This is a genomic window from Kitasatospora phosalacinea, assembly GCF_000717185.1.
Taxonomy (GTDB): Bacteria; Actinomycetota; Actinomycetes; order Streptomycetales; family Streptomycetaceae; genus Kitasatospora; species Kitasatospora phosalacinea_A.
Genome location: NZ_JNYE01000060.1, coordinates 18,602 through 41,240, shown reverse-complemented (window position 1 = coordinate 41,240; position 22,639 = coordinate 18,602). Strand labels below are relative to the sequence as shown.

Here is a 22,639-nt window from a genome sequence, read left to right as displayed (position 1 = left end):
GCTCCTCGGCCTCCCGCTCCAGGCACTGGATGACACGGTCGAGCGGATGCGTGTCCTCGGAGTACGGATCTGTCCGACCCGGCCGGTAGCGTCAAACGGTTGGCGCTGCATGTGTTCAACCGCGTCGGCCGATTGGAGATCCAGTGAGTTCGAGCCAGTACCGCAGCCAGCTGGAGCGCAAACAGCGGCAGCAGGCGGATGCCGTGGCCAAGGCCGCGGACTTGCGCAAGAAGGAAGCCGGCCACCGAGCCGACGCCGCCAAGGAACGCCAGGCAGCAAGCCGGACCAGTTCGCCCGGCACCTCGAAGACCAAGCTGAGCCAGGCGGCCAGGTCCGAGGAGAAGGCCAACGCGGCGGGCAAGAGCGCCGCGGAGGTGGAGAAGAAGGCAGCCGGGTTCGCCAAGGAAGCGGCAGGCCTTCTGGTCAAACTCGCGAAGGCCGAGGCGGGCGAGCGGGCAGCCGCGGACAGGCGTCGCGCGCAGGTGGAACGGGTGGCGCAGCGGGCGACGGTCGTACGGCAGGCCAGGGTGGATGCCCGGTTGGATGCAGCGGAGGCACAGGTGGAGGAGATCATGCGGGAGTTCCGGGTGCCGAAGGCGGAGCCGCTGCGGATCCTGATGCTGGGGGCGTCGATCGAGAGTGATCCCCTACGGGTCGGGCGCGAGCAAAGCCGGATCCGGAACGCGGTGCGCAGCTCGCTGCATCGCGACCTGGTCGAGTTCGACGTGCGCGGGTCGGCGACGACTGCCGATCTGCTGGACGGGCTCACCGGGTTCCGGCCCCATGTGGTCCACTTCACCGGGCACAGCGCGGAGCATCTGCTGGTCTTCGAGCAGGACGTCGACGCGCCCAACGACGGGCTTGTGGTCTCGGCCGGGGCGTTCGGCCGGGCACTGGCGGCCACCGACAACCCGCCGCTGCTGGTCGTCCTGAACTCCTGCGACTCGGCACCCCAGGCGCAGCGGCTGGTGGACCAGGGGGTGGTTCCGTTCGCGATCGGGATGTCCGACAGCATCGGCGATCTCGACGCGATCAGCTACGCGGCGCAGCTCTACGCGGCCATCGCCAACGGGCAGTCCATCACGAGTGCCAGCGCCTCCGGGCAGGTTGCGGTCGAGATGGCCGGCCTTGATGACCACGATCTGCCCACGCTGTTCCATGCGCCCGACGCCGACCCGCGCGCCGCTGTCCTGGTCAAGCCTCCGGCGGCACAGCCGGTCCAGTGACACGCTGCTGAACAGCGAGGTGGCGGCTCACCGTGTGGTGGGCCGCCACCTCGCTGTTCAGCATCAGAATGCTTTGCTCGGCGACGGTCTCACTGCGGTGCGCTCGATCGGTCGGCGGCCCGCGGGTCCCGGTGCTCAGAACCGGCTGCGCCGTACGACAGGCCGGGTCAGCGGGGGCTGCTCGGTGCCGCGTAGCGCGAGGGTCGCGGTGCGGGTGCGCTCCAGCCAGCTCATGACCTGGCGCAGTGTGGCGGGGTCGAGGTGCCGTGTGAGGTCGCGGACGGCTTGGTGGTCGTCGTCGGTCAGGTTGTAGAGGCCGGCGCGGTCGAGGGCGGTGTAGAGGGGTTGGGCTGCGGTGCCGCCGAGTCGGCGGTGGGCGGTGTCGGTGATCTGGCGGGCCTGGTGGGCGGCCTCGCGGGCGCATTCGGCGATGTCCTGGCGGTGGCGCTCGGTGCGCAGTGCGTGCTGGAGGGCGGTGTCGTGGTCGGGGTCGTAGCGCTCGGCCCGGGTGTCGGCGGTGTGGTCGAGGACGCGCTGCCACTCGGCGCAGATGTCGGCCGCGGTGGCGAAGGCGGTCTCGTCCCCGGCGTCGGCGTGTCGGTCGGCGGCGCGCTCGTCGTCCCGGGCCCGGTGCAGGGCCTGCTGGATGTTCTCCGGGGTCATCCCGGCCGCCTGGCGGCGGACCCGGCTGCGGACGCCGCCGAGCAGCCCGTCCTTCTGGTCGTCGTCCTCGTCCTGGGTGAGGGGGGTGCGGGCGGGGTTCTGGGCGAGGGTGGCGTGCAGCGTCGCGCCGGCCTCCCAGGACTCGGCGTGCACGACGGGCTCCGGTACGGCGAGGCCGGGGCGGGCGCCGAGGACGATCCGGCCTTCCACCAGGGCCGCCCAGCCCTCGTGGCCGTCGACGTCCTTCTCCACCCAGCCGCGGGCCAGGTCGGCACCCTGGTGGAGGGTGCGGATGCCGTCGTGGCCACTCCAGCGCAGCCACATCGCGCCGCGCACCAGCGGGGAGTCCAGGACCGGGCGGCCCAGGTCCCGGTCGGCGGGCGCGGGCCGGCTGCTGTACGGGGCCAGCTCCAGCCGTCCAGGGCCAGCGGGGTCGGTGCCGGTGATGTCGGTGGTCACGGCCGTTCCTCCTCGACGCGCACGATCCGGTACAGGCCGTCGCCGTAGAGGTGACCGTCGTGCTTCTTCCTGGTCAGGCGCACCGCGTCCTCCACCGAGGCGGCGACGGCGTGCGTGACGATCACGGAGACCCCGGGGTGCGCCGGGTCCACGCGCCTGGCCGTGAGCTGGTAGTTCCACCGCGTTCGGTCGGGGACGTCGTACTCGTCCAACTCGTCCTCATCGAGGCGCAGGGCGTCGGCGGACATCTTCCGGAGCAGGAGAAGGAGGCGGTCGGCGGTGCCGGGCGGGGTGGGTCGGCGCAGGTCGCCGGTGCGCGGGTCGAGGTCGGCGCGCCATTGGGTGGCGGCCGAGTACAGGCTGTTGACGCGGCCTTCGGGCAGCAGGGCGGTGTTGAGCTTGAGGCGGCGCAGGGCGTCGTAGAGGGGGTCGGGGTCGAAGGGGGACCACAGGAGGACGGTGCGCTCGGCGAGGAGGTTGGTGAGGTCGGCCAGGGCGGGGGCGGGGTCGACGGCGTGGTCGGGGGCGCCGGGGGTGCGGGGGCCGGTCAGGCGCACGGTGCGGTCGTAGAGGACGTGGCGGGTGCGGTCGAGGACGGTGAGGCGGGCGGCGGCCGGTGGCCGGGGCGTTTTGGCGGCGGTGGGTTCGCCGGGGGTGTAGTCGATCTGGAGGACGGCCAGGTGCTCGTCGGCCAGGAGGCGGGCGGCGGTCTCGGCGACGTCCTGGGCCGCGGCGCGGATCTCGGCCTGGCGGGTGCGCAGGCGGGTGATGTGGGCGCAGGTGCCGCACAGGGCCCGGCCGTCGGCCGCCGGGGTGCACGGGGTCTCGGGGTGGGCGCCGCAGTCCTCGCAGGTGCGGGTGTTGGTGGTGCGGCGCGTGCCGGCGGCGAGGAGCTGCGCGGCGGTGGCCGCGGTCGGGGCGGACTCGCGCACGTCGTACAGGTGGAATTCGTCCTTGCGTCCGGTGCCGGGGTTGCGGGTCTTGATGGTGGCGCGGACCGGGCCGGCTGCCTGGCGCGGCAGGTCCAGCGCGGCGAGCTGGGTGGTGGTTCGCAGGTGGTCGGGTACCTCGGCCCACCGGGTGTAGGACGGGATGGGCTTCACGGATTCCGGCATGTTGCTGCCTCCCCTTTTTCTCGGCTGTGCGGTTCAACGGCGGCCGCCACCGGGTGGTGGCGGCCGGTGGGCGGTCAGCGCATCCACGGCTCCGGGGCGGGGTCGGGCGGCGCGGCGGGGGTGAGCGACTGGTCGGCGCAGCGGGTGATCTGGAGGTTGCGTACTGCGCACTTGGGGCCGCGGTCGAGCGCGACGACGTACGGGAACGGGCTCGGGTAGTGGCGGACGTGGGTGATGACGCCGAGCGTGCCGGCCGGGATGTCCACGCGGGCGCGGGCGTCCTCTTCCCAGTACTCCTCGGCGGCCAGGTCCTCGTCGATCCACGTCGCGCGCACCGGCTCCAGCAGCTCCACCCGGTCACCCTCCGCCAGGCCGAGGCGGCCGGTGAGGACCTGGGACTGGTAGCGGAGCAGCTGCGCCAGCGCCTGCTCACGCTCCATCGGATCGGCGATGGTAGCGGGGTCCAGCACCAGCGCCCGCGGGGAACTGGGGGTGCTGGTGGAGGCCGGGGAACGCTGGGCGCCCGGCCGGGCCGCTGTCGGTGCGGGGGTGTGCCATGTGGTTGCCGAGGTGATCGGGGTGGTGTCGGTCATCGCGGGTGCTCTCCGGCAGGTTGGGGGCCTGGGTGCGGGGTAGTGGGTGGTCAGCTGCGGTACGGCCACGCCTCGGCCATGTCGTCCAGGAGGACGTCGGGCAGGACGTCCTCCCACGCCCCGGCCAGGGAGAGGTGCTTGTGCGTGAGCAGGTGCGCGAGGAGCAGGCTCTCGGGCTGGCGGGCCAGGACGTATCGGGGGACCGGCCAGACATCCGGGTCGGTGTCGTGCGGGGAGCCGGGGCCGAAGTCGGCGAACATCTGGCGCAGTTCGCGCTCCCGGTCGCGGGTGAACGCGGTGAGGTGGTCGGTGTAGCCGGGCTCGGTGACCAGCCACCGCACCGCGTACAGGACGTGGTCGGTGAGTTCATCCCCGGCCACGTCGTAGGGCCGCTCGCCGACCAGGCCGTGGAACAGGTCCTCTACCACCGTTCGCACGTCGCGCAGTTCGGGGCTGGGCGGGGGCGGCGAGAAAGGGATCGGCGGGTTCGGCGCGGACGGGACGGAGATGCCGCCGCGCTCGGCCTCGACGCGGGAGCGCTCGGCGAACTCGGCCAGGCGGGCGTTGACCGCGATGCTGCTGTCGTGCCAGCCGTCGGTGTAGCCGTCCCCGTCGCGGTCGGCGGGGAAGCGCCTTCCGGTGCTGGAGACGGTGCCCTGCACCGCGTCCAAGACGTCCCACTCGATCCGGGCGACGGCGGCGGACGCCTGCTCGCGGGTGTGGCCGGCGGCCACCAGCATGTCGGTCACCAGGTAGTAGCCGGGGCCGCGCATCCGGGTCCCTCTCCTTCTCGTCGTAGGTCGGTGTCGGGGCGGCCCTGCCGCGGGCCGCCCCGGGGCGGGTCGTCTACTGGTCGGTGGCGCAGTGGTGGCCGGCCTCGACGTAGTCGCCGTCGGCGAACTGGGTCTCCAGGGTCCAGCCGCAGGTGCATTCGGCGCGGCCGTCCCAGCCGATCTCGGGTCCGTCGTCGCTGTCGCAGTCGTGGTCGGCGTCGACCGGGGTGCCGTCCTCGAACAGCGCGTCGCCGCCGTCGCCGCAGGCGCCGCATTCCCACTGGGCGTACCAGGAGATCTTCGGCGGCTGGGTGGTGTGCGTGGTCACTCGTCTCCTTGGAAAAGGCGGGCCGTCCCGGCCTGGCTGGCCGGGACGGCGGGGCGTGCGGGGGGCGGATCAGCCGATGACGGTTTCGGCGTGGCGGTGGAGCGCGTCCAGGAGCGCGGTCTGCTGGTCGGTCAGCTTGCCTTCGGCGCGGGCCTTGTCCTGCTTGCGCAGCCAGGTGCCGGGCCGGAAGGCCGGGTCGTCGCCGAGGCCGGTGCGGTTGGCGGGGCCGGTGAGGGTTCCGCCGGCGGCGAGGTAGGCGAGCAGGCGGCGATACGAGCGGTTCCAGTCCGGCTCCAGGCGCCACAGCTCGTCCAGCGCGGTCAGCTTGGCCACCTGGTCGGTGGTGAGGTTGTCGGCCTTGCGCTGGCGGCGCATCCACGCGCCCACCGCGTAGTCGTCCAGCTTCGCGGTCGCCGGGATCGCGAGATGGCCGTGCCGGCGGTGGAAGGCGGCGGCGTACGCGTAGCCGCGTTCCCAGGCGTTGGCGTTCTTCGACCAGATCATGCCGAGCGCGTCCAGCTCGCTGACCCGGGCCGGGTCGAGGAGGCCTTGGCCGTGCAGGTGGCGCTGGCGGGTGAGCCAGGAGGTCAGCTCGCCGTGGCGGGTCTTGTCGGTGGGGTCGAGGTGGCCGTGCTCGATGTGGAACGCGGTGGCGACGGCGTGCATGCGCTGCCACTCGACGGCGCGCGGGTTGAACGCCCGCAGCTTCACCGCCTGGAGGATCGCGCCCGCGTGGTGACGGGCGTTGATCCGCAGCCACTCCACCGGCGACTCGGCCGGGGCCGGCGGCTCCGGGCCTTCGCCGGTGCCGGCCTCCGCCTCCTCGGACGCCTGCGTCGTGGTGGTGTGTGCGGTGGCCTGCGAGCGGCTGCCGCGCAGCTCGGTGATCCGGCCGACCACGCGGGCGTCGTGCGCCGCCAGCGCCCGCAGGACGCGCCAGATCGTGCGGAAGGAGGAGGCTTCGATCTCGGCGTCGGCCTCCGCCTTGACGGCCTCGCCGGCGTCGTGGACCTCGGACGGATCCGCGGCCGCCGTGTCGTCGCCGACCTCCGGGGTCGGCAGGTAGACCGGGATGATGACCCAGGAGACCTTGCCCTGGCGGTAGGACTGGCGCAGCGCGCGGCCGACGGCCTGGACGATGTCGATGACCGAGCTCTTGGGGTCGGCGAAGCACACCGCGTCCACCGCCCGGACGTCGATGCCCTCCGACAGGAGGCGGGCGTTGCAGAGGATGCCGCACTCCTCGCCGTCCTCGCCGGTGTGGGCCTTGAACTCGGCGAACGCGGCCCGGCGGTCGCGCAGGCGGTCGGTGCCGGCCACCGCCTTCGCCCAGATCCGCTCCGGCCGGTCCTTGTCCTCCAGCAGCTGCGCGGTCTCCAGCAGGGTGCCGGCGAACTCCCGCGCCGCCGTCACCCGCGAGTGGAAGGTGATGACCCGGCGCAAGTCCAGGTCGGCGACCGCGCGCAGCACCGCGATCTGCAGGGCCAGGCGCAGCAGTTCCTCGTTGGAGCGCTGGGATCGCAGGTCGGCGACGGCGGGGAGGTTGAGCAGCTCGCGCAGGTCCTCGTCCGTGACCACGGGCACGAGGACGCGGTAGTCGGCGAGGTAGCCGTGTTCGATGCCCTGGCCGAGGGTCCACTCGTACGCGATCTTGCCGTAGACGGTGGTGTCCGTCATGGAGACCAGCGCGGGCAGGGCTTCGCCGGTGAGGTCGTCCAGGCCGGTCTTGGCCTTGGAGTCGTCGGCGACCCTGGGGGTGGCGGTGAAGTAGCCGCGGCGCTTGGCCGGGATCTTCGCGTCGTCGTGGACGGCGCCCCACGCCTTGCCCTCGGCGCCGGCGGTGCGGTGAGCCTCGTCGATGACCACCAGGTCCCAGGCCGGCAGGCCGAACTGCTGGTGCGCGGCCGTGATCCGCTCCATGGAGGCGTAGGTGGCGTACACGGTGACCGGCTCGCCCGCCTTCGCGGAGGCGACCAGGTCGGCGATCCGCGCGGCCTGGGTGGTCACGGCCGCGTCGATGCGGCCGCCCGCCTCCGCGCTCTCCAGCGCCTCCTCCCGCGAACACGCCGCCACCGCCAGCCCGCGGCGACCGCCCCGCAGCGACCACGCCTCGGCGGTCTGCTCCAGCAGCTCGATCGTCGGCACCAGCACCAACACCCGGCCGCGCGCGGCGACGCGGCGGGCGCAGCCCGCGGCGATGAGGGTCTTGCCGGAGCCGGTCGCGGCCACGATCGTGACCCGGCCGCCGTCCTTGATCTCGCGCACCGCGGCCGCCACCGCCTCCTTCTGAAACCAGTGCAGCGGCAGCGGATTCACCACCGCGGTAGTGCCGGACGGCTGTGCCGGGAGCGGCGGTACGGCGGGGGCGCGCAGCCCGGCCGGTACGGCGGCCTCGGTGGCGGTGGTGGTCGTGGTCTCCACGGCGGTGCGTCTCCTGTTCTGCCGGGGCGGGTGCGGTGCGGGGTGGTGTGGCAGGGTCGGGGCGGGTGGCCTCCCCCCGGGGCCAGGTCTTGGTCGGGGAGAGGCCGACCGGGAGTTGCTACTCGGGGATCCAGCCGCGGACTTCGAGGTAGGCGATGTCGGCGTCCTCGACCGCTCGGCCGGTCTCCACCAGCCATGCCTTCATCGCCTCGGTGACGTCGCCGTGGTGCTCGGCGACGCGCTGGGACCACTCGGCGGCGTCGAACCCGCCGGTGGAGGAGCTGCCGTAGGTGCGCTCCTCGGTGCCGTCCGCGCGCGGGATGAAGCCGCGCCGCACCCCGCCGGAGTCCTTCTCCGAGCCCGCGCTGTAGACGTACTGGTCGGCTTTCATCCGCACGGTGAAGGCCAGGCGGCCGCCGGCCTGGCCGGTGGCGTGGACGACCGGGGCGAGGTGGCTCGCGCCGGACTTGATGGCCTGCTTGCCCGCGCGGCCGGCCATCGACTCGCCGGGCTTGCCGACGACGTCCTTGCCCCGCACCCGCGCCTTCTGCCCGGTCTTGGTGCGGCGGCGGGTGGTGTTCGCCTCGGCGACGGCGGACAGCGCCTCGGTGTCGCGCTCGCCGCCGCGCACCGCGCGGACGACCTGGCGCAGCGCGCCGACGAACGCCTTGCCTTTGCCCTTGGTGAAGAACTGGCTGACCAGGCTGGCGTCGCGGCCGAGCATCTTGGCGACCTGGCGCTTGGTGTAGCCCTGGTCGATGAGCTCCTGGGTCAGGCGGGCGGCCTCGTTCGGCTGGTTCGGGTCGGCCGGGCTCACCGGTCAGCTCCCATCTGCGCGAGGTGGGCGCGGCCCAGGCCGCGCAGCTTGAGGTACTGCTCCTGGCTCACCGGGTGCTCGACGGGGCCGGTGAGGTGGCCCTTGAGGAGGTAGTCGCCCGGCTCGCCCCGGTAGGGCCAGGGCTGGCGCTCGGTCAGGGCGATGCCGTCGGTGCCGAAGTACACGACCGTGCCCGGCCGGGCGTGGAGCGCGCCGGCGTGGCCGATGACCTCTTTGCCCTGGCGGTACTTCATGTCCAGCAGCGCCGCCCGGGCCCCCGACCACACGTACGCCGCCCACTCCGGGTGGGCGTACGGGTCGCGGGAGAAGCCGGCCTGCCGCTGCCAGGTCACCACCGCGTCGTCCTGGCCGAGGATCTCCACCCCGGCCGGGAGCGCCTCGCCGAGCGGGGTGGTGCCGGAGACCAGGCGCGGGCGCTGCGCGAACCCGCCCAGGCCGAACAGCAGCACCGAGCGCACCGCGCGGGAGGCGAGGTAGGCCGCCTGCCGCTGGCGCTCGTCGCCGTGCAGCTTCGAGAGGTTGGTCAGGTCCGCCCAGGCCGCCTTGAGCCGCTTGCCCCACTCATCCAGGGGCTTGCCGTCCTCGAACAGCAGGCCGCCCAGGACCTCGATCCGCCAGGGAGCGATGTGGTTCGACAGGGCGAGGTGGATCTCCGCGCCGCCCGCCCACGTGGTGAACGTGGTACCGGGCTGGGAGGGGTAGATCCAGGCGCGGTCACCGGTCACCGGCGCGGGCAGCAGGCCGACGTGGTTCCACCCGGCCGGGACGCTCACCCGCACGTTCCAGTGCGAACAGGACATCAACGCCTTGACCTGCTCCGCCTCGGTCATCGCGGCGAACGCGGCCGCGGTGATCCGGCGCGGCGCGCCGACCGGCGACTTCCACAGGTGCTTGGCGTAGGCGAAGGTCCTGTCGTACTCCACCAGCGCGGGCAGCTGCTCCGGCACCCGCGGCGGCAGGATCAGCTCGGTACGGCCCTGACCGCCGGTCGCGTGCAACAGGCCCCGCAGCTCCTCCGAGAGAACCGGGTAGCCGCCCGCCCATTTCCCGGTGGTCGGGATGGTGCGCGACCACAGGTCCCGGCCAGTCTGCGACGGCGAGCCCATCAGCACCGCGTCGTCCCAATGACGGCGCAGCGCCTGCCACAACAGCGCGAACGCCTGACGGCACGTCACGACATCGGCGCCGTCCGGATCGAACCACTCCCCCATCGACCGGATCTCCGTCATCGGTCCCTCCGGGGAAGCGGCGGGGGCGTAGCGGCCGACGGGCTGGCGCTGGTGGACGAAGTGCCCGGCGAGCTTGTCCCGGCCCGAACCTACGGCGGTGGTCCACCGCTCGGAAGGGGTGTTCAGCCAGGCGGTGACGGCGTCCTTGAGCGTGGAGTAGCGCTCGGCACCGTCGTGCCACGGAGCACCCGCGGTGATGTAGATCCGCTCGGTGCCGGGCGCGGCCGCGAGGACGGCGTCCAGGATCTCCCCCGGGGTACGGGCGCCGAGGTCGACGCGCACCACGCGGTCACGCACCGCCAGGTCGCCGGTCGCCGCGTCCAGGAACACCGTGGCGCGGGCCTGCTGCATGAAGTTGGGGCGCTTGGACACCAGGCCTGTGGTGACGGCCTCGAACCGGGTACCGGCCGGGCCCTCCGGGAGGGTGGGCAGCTCACGCAGACCGGACTCCCCCACCGGCCGCGCCCCGGCTGCGACCGAAGCGACCGGCGCAGCGGGAGCAGCGTGAGCGGGAACCGACGCAGCGGCCGCGGGGGCCAGCGTGGTCGCGGAGGCCGAGGCGGCCTGTACGCCGGGTTCTGTCTCCCTGCCGACGGTACCGGCGGGCTCGGCGACGGGCTGTCCGGCCCAGGCCGGGTCCCCGACGTCAGCATCGGACTCGATCAGCGCGGCAGGGGTCACCGGAGCAGCCGAGGCCGGGAGCTCGACGACAGCAGCGGGGCGGGTCAGTGCCGGAGCAACCGCGCCCACGGGCCCGACGGCGCTCTCGCCCTGCGACACCGGCGCCTGGACGGGTGCGGCGGCACGGTCGTCAGACTTGGCGGCGCGGACGGCGGCCGGGGTCGGATCCAGCAGTGGCGCGATCCGCACCACGTCGCCGACCGACAGCCCGGAGGCCTTCGCGACGGCCGACGCCTGGGCGCCCTCGTACCCCGCCAGCCCAGCAACCCGGCGCGCTCGCTGCCCGTTGAGCTTGTCCAGCTCCTTCCGCGCGGCCGCGACCATCTTCTCGGCTGCCGTGATCGCGGTGCGCAGCTCGCGCAGACCGGCGAGCTCGGCGGTGTACGTCTGGCGGTCCATCAGGCTTACTCCCCCTCGTCGGCAGTCGTGTTGGTGGTCGGGTGGGTGGTGACGTAGGCGATCGGGCCGCCGGACACGGAGGCCAGGCGGGTGCCGAGCAGCAGGCCCGCCAGGCTGGCGTCCTCGGCATCGGCCGGGTCGGCGGCGTTGGCGGGGGCGGTGAGGTCGGTCAGGTAGCCGGCCAACCTGGCCTTCGGGAAGCGGAACCGGGCCGCGGTGCCGACGGTGCCGTCGGACTCCCACTCGGTCAGGCCAGTCAGCACCGCGACGACGAACCCGGCGACCGTCACCGGCAGCACGGCGCCGGCCGCGACCCGGGCCGGGTCGCACCGCCACCAGCCGGACAGCGCCGCCAGCAGCTGCGCCTCGTCCAGCGCGGTGCCGAAGCCGATCCAGTCGCGGTCCGGCTCGTCCACCTTCACCGGGGCATCCGAACGCAGCACCGCCACCTCGGACGTGCCGAGCACGCTCAGGTCCGCGGCCGGGCGGGCCTGGAGCGCCTGGAGTACGGCCAGCGGGAACACCTGCCGACCGCTCTCGCGCACACCGGGGACCACACCGGTGGCCATCAGCTTCTTCACCGTCGGGATCGAACACCCCAACACCGTCCCGGCCTGACCGGTCGTCACGAACACACCCACAACCTCCACGCCTATTCATCTAACTTGAAACGCTAGGGCGACCCTACGCCTCCCCTCCGACACTGTCCATGCCTTTTTAGTAAGTCACACAAGCATGTACCGAGAAGCGGTCCGGGCCAGCTTGCCGGCGCCCGAGGAAGCAAAGAAGTCGAAGCCGGTTCAGGGCTACGGTTCGGGTGGCTACGGGGGCGAGGTCGACGAAGCAGACCGGCTGGCCCTTCCAGCGCCATGGGTCGACGGTGGCGACGAGGGCGGCGGCTGCGGGCCCTGGCGGTGGTGTCGGGCTCGCGCCAGGAGTGGCCTCCCGGGCAGGCGCAGCGCGGGAAGATCGGCGCGGTGCCCGGGTCGGCCGGGCGGCCGGCCCGAAGCCTACGCCCGGCGGATCGCGCCGGAGGCGAACCACTGCACCAGCGTGGTCGCCAGGTAGGCCGCAGTTACCGCCTGCGCCTCGATCTCCTTGCGATTCGCACTGAGCTGTCGGCTCTCGGTGGGAAGCTGATCTGTCGCCGATGAGCAGGAGGAGGTGGAGGTGACCGACGAACAGTGGATCATCTTCGATACGAACGCGGTGAACATGCTGAACCCTGACGGCATCACCGCAGACATCATCCGCAAGCTGAAGGGGTCCGGCCATCACCGGGTGGCCGTGCCGTGGATGGTGTTGGAGGAGCTCTCCGCACACAAGGCCAAGCACTACCCGGCCCAGTACCAGGCGGCCGTAAAGGCACTCGAAAAGCTGGACGCGGCAGTCCCGTGGGCGGTGCAGAGCAGTCTGGAGCCGCTCGACCTGGAGCGCCTGCTCGATCACTGGCGGGATGCCTACGGGAAAATCTTCGAGGTGATCGAGACCAGCGGGGACGTTGCCCGCAAGGCGCTGGCCCGGGAGGCCATGGCGCTGCCGCCGGCGAAGCGTGCGGATGACCACTCCGAGGGAGCCCGGGACGTCGCCATCTGGTTCTCGGTCCTCGAGTTCCTGCGGACGAACCCGCAGGCCCGCGTCTGCCTGGTCACGAACAACCACACGGACTTCGGGGACGGGACCTCCTACCCCTACCCGATGAACGAGGACGTGCGGGGTCTGGAGGATCGGCTCAGCCGGCTCAAGGGCTTCACGGAGGTGGTCTCCACGTTCACCACGCCGGTGGCCGGAGACGACGCGGTCGTGGCCGCCCGCGCGCTGCTGGAATCGCCGCCCGTCCGCTCCCGGGTGGCCCAGAGCGCGGAGGAGCTCCTCAGTGCACCCCTCGGATTTACCGGGCTGAGCAGTGCTGGCAACACGGCACGATGGAGCTCCTGGATTCTCCCGCCGAAGGCCGAGCTGCTCGACCTCACGGACGTCACCGGACACGAAATCGAGGGCGATATCTGGTACACGGCGAAGGCGCAGTGGTTGTTGTTCGGCGTTGCGGCACCCGGCGAACCCGACAGCCTCATCGACAATGTCTCGGCTGTGTGGGAGACCAGGTTGCTCTTCTCCACTCGCGGCGAAGCCCAGCCTCCGACCATCCTCAACTCGGCGGAGCCGTCGGTGCCCGACCTGACGGACGAGCGCTGTGCTGCCGCCGTCCAGAAGTTCAAGACCGATCTGACCGAGGCATCGAAGCGCCCGATGCCCGAAAAGACCGTCGCTGCTTCCGGCCTGGACGTCGTAGGAAGCGGTGCCGGCATCACGACCCCGTACACCAGCTTCAGCCCAACTGCCAGGTTGTCAGCGCAGTTCGCCGACTTGGGCCTGACCAAGAACGTCACAGCGCAGTTCGCCAACCTAAGCCTGGGCCGCAGCGTCATGGAGCAGTACGCCGCCATGGGCCTGGGCCGCAGCGCCATGGAGCAGTACGCCGCCATGGGCCTGAGCCGCAGCGCCATGGAGCAGTACGCCGCCATGGGCCTGAGCCGCAGCGCCATGGAACAGGCCGCCGCCATGGGCCTGAGCCGCAGCGCCATGGAACAGGCCGCCGCCCTGGGCCTGAGCCTGCCTATGGGCATCGCGGCTCAGTACGCCGCCATGGGCCTGGGCCGCAGCGCCATGGAACAGGCCGCCGCCAACCTCCTCGGCTCCGAAGCTGGTGCTGGTACTGCGGAGGAGGGCGGCCAGGATCCCGAACAGGTCCAGGGCTCTGCAGCCGACGGCTGACAGGGAGCTGCTACCCTCAAAGGCCGTCACTCTGCGCGGTGGCGGCCTTCCGGTTCTGGTGCTGGCCCTAGCTTGACTCTGTCGGGGATCTTGGAGCTTTCCCGGTGTGCCGGCCTGGTCAGTGGGCATGCTCGGGCTGATCGAAGACCGTGTAGTTGTCGAGGTGTCAGTTGTCGCTCCGTCCCCGCTTCGGTGAGCAAGTCCCTTCTCTGACCGCGCAGATCGCGCGGGCGAGCAATCCGGGTGGGACGACGGCGATGTGGGTGCGGGACCGGCTGGACGGGCTGTGGCGCGACGAGGACTTCGCGGGCTGGTACCCGCGCGACGGACGCCCCGGTATCTCGCCCGCCCAGCTGGCCACCGTCAGTGTGCTGCAGTTCCTGCTCGGTCTGTCGGACCGTCAAGCGGCCGAGGCGGTGCGCTGCCGTATCGACTTCAAGTACGCGATGGCCATGGAACTGGACGATCCCGGCTTTCACCACAGTGTGCTGGCCGACTTCCGTGAGCGCTTGGTCCTGGAGGACCGCGCCGACCGCCTCCTCGATCTGGCCCTCGCACGCCTGAAGGAAGCCGGACTCGTGCGCGAGCGCACCACGCAGCGCACCGACTCCACCCACGTCCTGGCCGCGGTGCGTGAACTGACCCGGCTCGAACTGGTCACTGAGGTTCCCCCTGTGGCTTGGACAGCTTGATACTGGGATGGATAGTCCCGGAGAAGGCAGTTCGAGGTAGTGGGCAAGCAGAGCAACAGGAGCAAGCGGTATACGGCCGAGTTCAAGCGGGACGCGGTCGCGTTGGCGCTGGCCTCGGACAAGACGGTGACCGAGGTTGCCAGGGACCTGGGGATCAGTCCCGAGGGACTTCGGGGCTGGGTCAAGCAGGCGCAGGTCGACCGGGGCGATGGCCCGGCAAAGGCGCTGAACAGCGCAGAGCGCGAGGAGTTGGTGCGGCTGCGCAGGCAGAACCGGGAACAGCAGCAGACCATCGAGATCCTGAAAAAAGCCGCGGCCTTCTTCGCGCAGGACACGTTGACGTAGGCGCCCTGTGCGCCTACGTCGATGCGGAGAAGGCCACCGAGACGAGCCCCGGCGGCTTCAGCGTGGCCCTGCTGTGCCGCGCGCTGGGACTGGCCCGTTCCACCTATTACGCGCACGTGGCCGCGGCCCCGGCACGGCGGGTGCGGCAGCGGGCCGAGGAGAAGCTGGTGGCTGAGATTCGGGTGCTGCACGCTGGCTCGCGCGGTGCCTACGGCGCCCCGAGGGTCCATGCCGCGCTGGTCCGGGCCGGGCGCGTGGTGAACCGCAAGCGGGTGGAGCGGCTGATGCGCGAGCACCGGATCGCCGGGGTCACCCGCCGCCGCCGGCGGGGGCTGACCCGGCAGGCGAAGCGGGCTGTGTTCGCCGCCGACCTGATCTGCCGAGACTTCTCCGCTCCCAGGCCGGGGATGCGGTTGGTCGGCGACATGACCGAACTGGTCACCGAGGAAGGGAAGTTGTATCTGGCGACCTGCATCGACCTGGCCACCCGGGAGGTGGTCGGCTGGGCACTGGCGGACCACCACCGGGCCGAGCTGGCGATTGCCGCGCTGCGGCTGGCTGCCGGACGCGGACAGCTGGAGGCGGGCTGCATCATGCACACCGATCGCGGCAGCGAATACACGTCCGCCGAATTCCGCTCGCTGATAAGGGAGTTGGGCATGCGGCAGTCGATGGGCCGGGTCGGGTCCTGTTACGATAACGCCGCAGCGGAGAGCTGGTTCGCCCTGCTCAAGGCCGAGATCGGCACGACCGTGTGGGCCACCCGCGCCCAGGCCCGGGCCGACGTCTTCCGCTTCATCGAAGTCGAATACAACCGCACCAGGCTCCGCCGACATCCCGAGTTCGGGTACCTCACCCCACTCGAAACCCGAGCCAGACTGCAGCTCGACTTCACCCCCGCAGCGTAGAAACCCGCTGTCCAAAATCAAGGGGGAACTTCACACGGCGTCACCACCGATTACGGGACAGAGCCGAAGACCGTACAGACCCGAGCCGGTCGCCGTACAGACCCCTTGCAATGTCCTTGGGGGCGGCGTGCTGCTTCTGTGCGCACAGATTCCTCTATCACGATACTTCGTCTGCGGGTAGAGAGCCTTTTAGGGCGATGGCATATGCCGGAAGAGCAATCTTTTGTACGCGCCCCACTGCTCCCGGGGCCGGGGATAAATCGCACTCAATGTAGACATTACTACTTGTAAGCATGGCTTCAGGCGGTGCACCTCTTTCGTGAGCCGGACCGGAACTGATCTTCCGAAGCTCAGATGACGCTGATGTGATGGTTGCCGCAGGGCGCTCGGCCCTGCGGCAACGATTGGGGAGGGCACATGCGCAAGCATGCAGTGGTTGGGACCCTGGCAGCGCTGACGGCGCTGGTCGGCATCGGCCTGGGCACGGGGGTCGCGATGGCTTCTGCGCCGGCCGGCTGCAACAACACTGTCGTGTGTCTCTACGCGGACGACGACTACTCGGGCGGCGGCTTCTTCAAGAACACCCCGGGCGGCCGCTACAACCTCGGCAACGAGGGCTTCAACGACGAGACCAACTCCTGGTACAACAACTCCGACGTCGACGCGAAGTGGTTCTTCGACATCAACCAGACCGGGGCGAGCCGCTGCATGCAGCCCCGGTCCGGCAACCACAGCCTGAGCCTGTACGACTACGACGAGGCGAGCTCGTTGGCCATCTACACCGACAACGCCGCCTGCTAGCAGTAACGTTGACGGCCAGGTAACGACAGGGAGCGCCCGGCTGGAACGCCGGGCGCTCCGCTCAGGTAGGGAGCCGAATGTCAGCAGTGAAAGCGGTGCGTGTCAGCAGGGTCTATCCGGGCGGGGGTGAGCCGGTCCGAGCGGTTGACCAGGTATCCCTGAGCGTGGCAGCGGGAGAGTTGGCGATCTTGGTCGGCGCCAGTGGTTCGGGCAAGAGCACACTGCTGAACCTGATCGGCGGGCTCGATCGGCCGGACAGCGGGAAACTGACTGTTCTCGGTACGGACATGTCTGCGTCTTCGGAGAAAGAACTGGCGCGTATGCGGCTGACCCGCATCGGCTTCGTGTTCCAGGACTTCAATCTCCTTCGTGACCTGACGCTGCTGGAAAACGTTGCGCTTCCTCTGGAGGGTGCAGGCGTCGCGCGCCGGACAGCCCGGGACGCGGCCGCGAAGGCTCTGGCGCGAGTCGGACTCAGCGACCTCGACGACCGCTTTCCCAGCGAAGTGTCAGGTGGACAGCAGCAGCGGGTGGCCATTGCTCGGGCCGTGGTCGGCGACCGGGAGATCATCCTGGCGGACGAGCCCACTGGTGCTCTCGACTCCACCACGGGGCACGAGATCATGAAGCTCCTGAGCGGCTTGAGCAAGGAGGGCACCACCGTTGTCCTCAGTACCCACAACCCGGCCAACCTACCTTTCGCCTCCCAGGTCGTCACCCTGCGCGACGGGCGCCGGGTGGAAACCGACAGTGACGCACCGCTCGACACTGAGGCGGCTCGCGCGTGAACCGCTCTCGTTTCCTTCAACTCTCTCTCGCCTGGCGCGTTGTGATCGGTCGTGGCCGGCGACGCGCGATGCTTCTCAGCCTGTTCGCCGTCCCCGTGCTGCTGGCCGCACTGTCTGCTGGCTCCCTGCAATGGATCACGGCGACCGCAGAACAACGGGCGACCAGCCAAATGGGATCTGCTGCCGCCTTAATCCTTCCTGGCAGCACCGAACCCACCACTGAACGGGCCGCAGAGCTCATCCGGCGTGCCGGTCCGGGCTCCGTCCTGACCGAGGTCGTGGACTCCCTCGAATACCCCATGCTCTTCGAGAACGTCACCACTCTGGTCAGCTACAAAGAAACCGACTGGGAACACGGTCCCGGCCGAAGCATCGTGCGACTTCAGACAGGCGCCCTACCTACACAGGTCGGCGAAGTCGCAGTCACCGAACGGCTTGCCGAACGTGAACACCTCACTATCGGCGACAAGGTGACCAGCCGTTGGTCTCCCACTACAGCCCGGGTCACCGGCATCGTTCAGATCCCTCAGGGTCACATCGCCCAGATGATTTTGGCCGCCCCCGGCCAGGCTGCCCTCTGGAAGGATCCCACCCACGCTGCCGAGTACGGCACGCAAGCCAGCCAACTCGTCGAGACCTCGACCCCCAGCCAGCTCGCCACACTCATCGGCGCCGCCGGCGACGCCGGATTGCTCATCCGCACCCGGGCAGACATCAAGGCTGGCACCTCCATGGTCGAACGAGAACCCGGCATCATCATGATCCCCGGGGTCCTCCTCGTCAGCGTCGGTGCCGCTGCTGCCTTCAGCATCCGCATGCGCCGCCTACAACACGAGTTCACCCTGCTCGCCGCCATCGGCTTGGACAGCAACTGGGTCCTCACCACCTGCCGCCTCGCCGGCATCACCGCAGCCGCATGGGGTGCCACCGTCGGATACATCACCGGAACAGCCCTCAGCATGCTCGCCAGGCCGCTGCTGCGCACCGTGGTCCACAAGGACCTCGCCCCCCTCATGCTGCCCTGGGAACGGGGACTTGCCCTCCTGCTCCTCAGCGCACTGTGCGCAATGATTGCTGTTTGGTGGCCCACTAGGCTCGCCCAGCGCAAACCGGTCGCACAGCAGGCCCAGACCCCAAACCGCGACACAGTCTCATGGCGACTGCGCCTGGCTGCGATCGCTGGTGGCCTTTCCACTGCAGCCCTTGCGACATCTGTGCTCCTCTCCTCGCGCTCCAACTCCACCTTCCTCGCGATGGCCGGCTCCGTCGGGCTCTTCCTGGTTCTCCTCGGCGCCGTCCCCGCGTGCCTGCGCCTGCTTGCGCGCGCAGCGCGACCCGCCTCCGCCACCCTTCGTATCTCCCTGCGGAACCTTGCTCGCGAACCACGGCGCCCCGTTGCCGCCGTGTCCATCGGAATCTTCGCGGTCGCCTCCACCACCGCCACGATCGTGATCCTCACCAGCGGCGCTCAGGACGAACGCACCAACTATGTCGGCCCCCGCCACCTCGGACAGATCGAAGTCGTTCTACGGCACACCGAAGCGATCACCGACGTCGCGGACGCCCTCTCAGCCGAGTTCGGCCCAGGCGCACACGTGGCCCAGGTCAAGGACGTCACTGCTGCGCGCCTCTCCGGCAGCGATGCGGGTACCCGCCTCAATGCTCCCTCGTGGCGCATCGCAGGCCCCCCCAGTGGGCAAGTGGCAGTAGGGGGTTCGGGCATTGAGTACGGAGACCGACCCATCGGTGCGGTCGACACTCCGGAGGAGTTCCAGGCGGTGACTGGGCGCACCCCGACCGAGACTGAATGGCGCATTATCACTAAAGGCGGCCTGCTGGTCATGCACCCCGCTTACCAGCAGGGCAGCGTCGCCACGGTCTTTGCCCCGGCCCCAGGCAACGATGCAACACAACAGGAGCCGACAATCCGGGTCAACCGGATCGGTCCCGCAGCCCAGGTCGACGCCACCACTCTTGGACGTGTTGGTGCGCTGATGTCCAGTCACACCGCACAGGAACTCGGCGCCACCGTTACCACCACCAGCATCATGGTCACAAGCGACACCACCCCGCCCACGGACGCGACGATGCGGCTGGCCAAGGTACTGGAACCCCTCCAGATTCCGGTCACCGACGTTCGGATCGAACGTGGCCCCAGCAACAACGTGCCCACTAAGTGGTACCTCGCGCTGTCGCTCGGATCTGTCGCCGCCGCGGTGTCTATCATGCTTGCGCTCTCCGCGTCAGCCCAGGAACTTCGGCCCGATCTGCGCAGGCTCTTCGAGATGGGTTTCCCGCCAGCAGTACGTCGACGCATCATCACCTGGCAGTCAGTCACCATTGCTCTGATCTCCGCGTTCTGCGGCGCAGTGGCCGGGCTGGTCATCGCCGCTTCACGTTTGTGGCCCTATGAGATCGCGATGGAGGTGCCATGGGGGTCACTCAGCGTATTTATCCTCGGGCCCATCATGCTGAGCGTCATTCTGAGTCCCTTTCTCGCCCCCTCCGGCCAACGGCTTCGGCTGAACAACTGAGCTTGACTCTGTCGGGAATCTTCGTTGCTATTCAGGTTGAACTCGCCTTGTCGTGGGTGCTGAGGGCTGTCGATCGGTGGGTATGCCCCATCCGTGCAATACGTGCAGGGGGCGGGTTCACTGCCCAGGAACAGCAGCGCCGGGAGCGGGGGCAGCTTGATGCCGCCGAGCGGTTCGAACGTGGTGACGGCAACGGAATGACCGCACCGTGACTTGAGGGTCACGGTGCGGTCGGTCGAGCGGTGGCGCCGGGCCTGGCAGGACGGTGGCTCGGCAACGTTGGAGTCGAAGAGGCCTCAGTCGCCACCGAAGCTGGGCGAGGGACAGTTCGCCCAGTTGGAGCGGGAGTTGGAGAAAGGTCCGCTCGCCCACGGCTGGGAGGACCAGCGGTGGACACTGGCGCGGATCAAGACGGTGATCGGCCGCAGGTTCCACGTCTCGTACACAGTCCAGGGCGTCTGGAAGCTCCTGCGACGCAACGGATGGTCGTGCCAGCAACCGGTTCGTCGGGCGATCGGGCGCGACGAGGATGCGGTCGAGGTGTGGAAGAAGCAGGTGTGGCCGCAGGTAAAAGCCTAGTGGCGACGCTCGGGGCCTGGCTGGTGTTCAAGGACGAGGCCGGAGTGTCGATGACACCGGCGCGCGCTCGCACCTGGGGACGCCGCGGCCGCACCCCTGTCGTTCGGGTGCGCGGCCGCTCCCGCCAGCGGGTCTCGATCGCCGCCCCGACCTGCTACAAGCCCGGCGAACGCTCCAGGCTGATCTACCGGCCCAGACCGGACGACAGCCAGGGCCGGGCCAAAGGCCGCAAGAGCTTCGCCTGGACCGACTATCGCGACCTGATCGTCGCCGCGCACAACCAGCTCGACGGCCCGATCGTCCTGATCTGGGACAACCTCAACACCCACCTGGCCGCAGGCATGAAGGAGTTCATCGCCGCCCAGGACTGGCTGACCGTCTACCAGTTGCCCGCATACGCCCCCGATCTCAACCCGGTCGAGGGGATCTGGTCACTGCTGCGGCAAGGGTTCCTGGCCAACGTCGCCTTCGCCGACCCCGACCACCTCGTGCGGACGATCAGACGCGGCTTACGGAAGATCCAGTACCGCTCCCACCTCATCGACAGCTGCCTGGGCGGGACCGGACTTGCCCTTGCCCCGCTGTCGACGACCACACGAGATCTCGGCCAGCACCCCATCTGAGCTGCGATCACTTACGCGAGCGAATGCAAGGTGATCACCGTACAGCTACGGCCGCCGCAGCGGGGTGAGAGCGAGGGCGGCGAGGTTGTGTGCCGCCGTCGCCACCTGAACCGTATCGCGGTCAGCCGCAGCGAGCAGGTAGCCAGCTGAGAACGAGGCGAGTTCGAGGTGGTCGAGCACCTGCTGGCGCCAATCCGGGTCCTCGGCGGCCGTGAGCTCCTCGCGCAGCAGGTTGCTCACGAACTGGTACTGCTGCCGAATCTCCCTCGGCAACGCCGGATCGAACGGCTGGCCAGCCGAGGGCTGGACGGGAGGTTCAGGCGGCACGTGATCTCCTGACCGGGCGGTAACTTCGCTGCTGGGTGCTGGCTTCCGCAGGTCAGTGTGGCACCTTCGGCTAGTGCGCTGATCTCGGGCGGACGTTGGTGACCAGGGACGATTTCAACACCTGCCCTGACCACCGACATCGCGAGTTCAATCTGAGTAGTCGTTGCGGCGCACCCGGACCTGGTCACCGACCGTGAGGTGAAGGGTGCGACCCGCGGGCTGGTGGTAGGTGCGGCCCTGCGTCAACTAGCCCTGCTCCTGCAGGAGTCCGCGGGCAACAGCGTTCAGCAGTTCGGCGTCCGCGTTGGTCGCGGCGAGCACGACCAGGTGCTCGGTGACCTCGTGCGGATCGGCGGACCAGCGGCCGCACAGCTCCAGCCAGGCGGTCAGCATCTCGGTGTGGGGGCCTGCTCGGCGTCGGCGGCGGCGTGCACGTGCCCGGCCTCGACCCACGCCGCCAGCGCGCTGGTGCGCCCTCCCTGGCACCAGACCTCCAGCGCGGCCCGCTCGGCCGCGTCCCACTGGCGCCGGTTCTCCGCGAGGACGGGACCGTCGACCAGGGCGTGCGCGGCCGCGAAGCCGCCGACGCCGATCGCGCGCAGCTGCAGCGGATCGCCGATCAGCACCACCTTCGTCCCTCCGGCCTCCGCAAGTCGCAGCAGCTCGGCGACCTGGCGGTCGTCGACCATCGCGCCCTCGTCCACGACCAGGACGTCGACTCCGGCCAGGCCCGGCCCGCCCGGGCGCAGCCACCCGGCGCCCGTGGACGAGTCGATCCCGGCCTCCGAGGACAAGTTCGCGGCCGCGACCGCCGCGGTGGCCGCGCCGCGCACGGTGAGGCCCGCTGCCTCCCAGCCGGTCCGGGCGGCGTCCATCAGCGTGGTCTTGCCCGCCCCGGCGACGCCGACGACGACGTCCAGGCCGTGACCGGCGGTCAGCAGCCTGGTGACGACGGCGCGCTGCTCCTCGGAGAGGGAGAAGCCGCGGCCGGCCTCGAACGTAGCCATGGCCAGGTCGGCGGCGGCCGGGGTGAGCTGGGCAGCGCCCTCGCCGAGGCGGGCGGTGGCGGTCTCCGTGATCGCCTGCTCGGCGGCCAGGATCGTGGTGTGGGTGTACCGCTGGCTGTGGGACATGTGGACGGCGCCCTGGTCCGGCAGGCGCACGGCGTGCCCCGGGGCGGCGAGGATGTCCTCGACCAGGCGCTCGGCCTGCTCGGCGGTGGCGACGCCGTGCGGGCAGGCGTCGATCACGGCAGTCAGCACCGCGGCGCGGGTGACGACCTTGGCGTGTACGACCAGGCCGCCGTCCTCGCGCCAGATCCAGGCGACGATCTGCTCGGGCGAGGGCAGCTGCGGGCCGGACGGTCCGGCCGGAGTCTCCGCCCCGCTGCCGCCCGAGCATGGTGGGACACCCACACGGCAGCAACAGCCGACGGAGGAGCTGGACATGGCCGCGGGCCGACCGCCACCAGGGGCAGGTGTGGGCTGCGGCGCGAGAGCAGCACGGCGCGGGCGGACGCGGAGGGAGGGCATCGAACCCCAT

At 70.5% G+C, this 22,639-nt stretch carries 22 protein-coding genes; 10 read left to right on the top strand and 12 right to left on the bottom strand.

All coding sequences use genetic code 11. The annotated features are described in order from the left end of the window. The first annotated feature begins 143 nt into the window (after positions 1-143). Positions 144-1,226 (top strand): hypothetical protein, encoded by a 1,083-nt coding sequence (locus tag OO57_RS46900; protein WP_033254692.1) that lies wholly within the window; start codon positions 144-146, stop codon positions 1,224-1,226. 135 nt (positions 1,227-1,361) lie between these two features. Here the strand turns inward: OO57_RS46900 and OO57_RS24015 are convergent, their stop codons facing one another. The 9 genes from OO57_RS24015 to OO57_RS40440 form a co-directional block, all read right to left on the bottom strand. Beyond that, positions 1,362-2,348, bottom strand: coding sequence for a hypothetical protein (locus OO57_RS24015; RefSeq protein ID WP_033254691.1), 987 nt, complete (start codon positions 2,346-2,348; stop codon positions 1,362-1,364). Further along, positions 2,345-3,463: a hypothetical protein gene (locus OO57_RS24010; RefSeq protein ID WP_033254690.1), complete on the bottom strand. Its 1,119-nt coding sequence runs from the start codon at positions 3,461-3,463 to the stop codon at positions 2,345-2,347. The genes OO57_RS24015 and OO57_RS24010 overlap by 4 nt, the downstream gene beginning before the upstream one ends. A gap of 74 nt (positions 3,464-3,537) precedes the next feature. Then, a complete protein-coding gene (locus OO57_RS24005; protein ID WP_033254689.1) occupies positions 3,538-4,056 on the bottom strand; it encodes a hypothetical protein in 519 nt (172 codons plus the stop codon). 50 nt (positions 4,057-4,106) lie between these two features. Next, positions 4,107-4,829, bottom strand: coding sequence for a hypothetical protein (locus OO57_RS24000; protein WP_033254688.1), 723 nt, complete (start codon positions 4,827-4,829; stop codon positions 4,107-4,109). 73 nt (positions 4,830-4,902) lie between these two features. Then, positions 4,903-5,157: a hypothetical protein gene (locus OO57_RS23995; protein WP_033254687.1), complete on the bottom strand. Its 255-nt coding sequence runs from the start codon at positions 5,155-5,157 to the stop codon at positions 4,903-4,905. 69 nt (positions 5,158-5,226) lie between these two features. Beyond that, on the bottom strand, positions 5,227-7,578 hold the full coding sequence (locus tag OO57_RS23990) for a DEAD/DEAH box helicase (RefSeq protein WP_051778168.1): 2,352 nt from the start codon (positions 7,576-7,578) through the stop codon (positions 5,227-5,229). 118 nt (positions 7,579-7,696) lie between these two features. Then, the gene (locus OO57_RS23985; RefSeq protein WP_033254686.1) at positions 7,697-8,395 is read right to left on the bottom strand and encodes a hypothetical protein; all 699 of its coding nucleotides are present in this window, start codon (positions 8,393-8,395) and stop codon (positions 7,697-7,699) included. Further along, positions 8,392-10,725, bottom strand: coding sequence for a hypothetical protein (locus tag OO57_RS23980; RefSeq protein ID WP_033254685.1), 2,334 nt, complete (start codon positions 10,723-10,725; stop codon positions 8,392-8,394). The genes OO57_RS23985 and OO57_RS23980 overlap by 4 nt, the downstream gene beginning before the upstream one ends. Before the next feature lie 5 nt (positions 10,726-10,730). Next, positions 10,731-11,354, bottom strand: coding sequence for a DNA-binding protein (locus OO57_RS40440; RefSeq protein WP_234337479.1), 624 nt, complete (start codon positions 11,352-11,354; stop codon positions 10,731-10,733). Between the two features lie 541 nt (positions 11,355-11,895). Between OO57_RS40440 and OO57_RS39755 the strand changes: the two genes are divergently transcribed. From OO57_RS39755 to OO57_RS23930, 9 genes are all read left to right on the top strand, one after another. Beyond that, on the top strand, positions 11,896-13,500 hold the full coding sequence (locus OO57_RS39755; RefSeq protein ID WP_158715204.1) for a PIN domain-containing protein: 1,605 nt from the start codon (positions 11,896-11,898) through the stop codon (positions 13,498-13,500). A gap of 170 nt (positions 13,501-13,670) precedes the next feature. Then, positions 13,671-14,192, top strand: coding sequence for a transposase (locus tag OO57_RS23965; protein ID WP_234337478.1), 522 nt, complete (start codon positions 13,671-13,673; stop codon positions 14,190-14,192). 39 nt (positions 14,193-14,231) lie between these two features. Further along, positions 14,232-14,537 (top strand): transposase, encoded by a 306-nt coding sequence (locus tag OO57_RS23960; RefSeq protein WP_033254683.1) that lies wholly within the window; start codon positions 14,232-14,234, stop codon positions 14,535-14,537. 5 nt (positions 14,538-14,542) lie between these two features. After that, a complete protein-coding gene (locus OO57_RS23955) occupies positions 14,543-15,445 on the top strand; it encodes an IS3 family transposase (RefSeq protein WP_033254706.1) in 903 nt (300 codons plus the stop codon). A gap of 417 nt (positions 15,446-15,862) precedes the next feature. After that, on the top strand, positions 15,863-16,246 hold the full coding sequence (locus tag OO57_RS23950) for a peptidase inhibitor family I36 protein (RefSeq protein ID WP_081973909.1): 384 nt from the start codon (positions 15,863-15,865) through the stop codon (positions 16,244-16,246). A gap of 77 nt (positions 16,247-16,323) precedes the next feature. Further along, positions 16,324-17,034, top strand: coding sequence for an ABC transporter ATP-binding protein (locus OO57_RS23945; RefSeq protein ID WP_033254681.1), 711 nt, complete (start codon positions 16,324-16,326; stop codon positions 17,032-17,034). After that, complete coding sequence (locus OO57_RS23940; protein WP_158715201.1) at positions 17,031-19,568, top strand: FtsX-like permease family protein; 2,538 nt, start codon at positions 17,031-17,033, stop codon at positions 19,566-19,568. Before OO57_RS23945 ends, OO57_RS23940 begins: the two co-directional genes overlap by 4 nt. A gap of 225 nt (positions 19,569-19,793) precedes the next feature. Continuing rightward, entirely contained in the window at positions 19,794-20,147 is a 354-nt protein-coding gene (locus tag OO57_RS38585) for a helix-turn-helix domain-containing protein (protein WP_418909908.1), read from the top strand. 50 nt (positions 20,148-20,197) lie between these two features. Next, positions 20,198-20,770 carry a transposase gene (locus OO57_RS23930; protein ID WP_033254705.1) on the top strand — a complete coding sequence of 191 codons (573 nt, stop codon included), beginning with the start codon at positions 20,198-20,200 and terminating at the stop codon, positions 20,768-20,770. Positions 20,771-20,815: 45 nt separating this feature from the next. Here the strand turns inward: OO57_RS23930 and OO57_RS23925 are convergent, their stop codons facing one another. The 3 genes from OO57_RS23925 to OO57_RS23920 form a co-directional block, all read right to left on the bottom strand. Next, positions 20,816-21,043, bottom strand: a complete 228-nt coding sequence (locus tag OO57_RS23925; RefSeq protein WP_158715200.1) for a hypothetical protein — start codon at positions 21,041-21,043, stop codon at positions 20,816-20,818. A 300-nt stretch (positions 21,044-21,343) separates the two neighbouring features. Further along, positions 21,344-21,490, bottom strand: coding sequence for a hypothetical protein (locus OO57_RS44050; RefSeq protein WP_158715199.1), 147 nt, complete (start codon positions 21,488-21,490; stop codon positions 21,344-21,346). Then, positions 21,484-22,512 carry an AAA family ATPase gene (locus OO57_RS23920; protein WP_033254678.1) on the bottom strand — a complete coding sequence of 343 codons (1,029 nt, stop codon included), beginning with the start codon at positions 22,510-22,512 and terminating at the stop codon, positions 21,484-21,486. Before OO57_RS23920 ends, OO57_RS44050 begins: the two co-directional genes overlap by 7 nt. Positions 22,513-22,639: the final 127 nt, after the last annotated feature.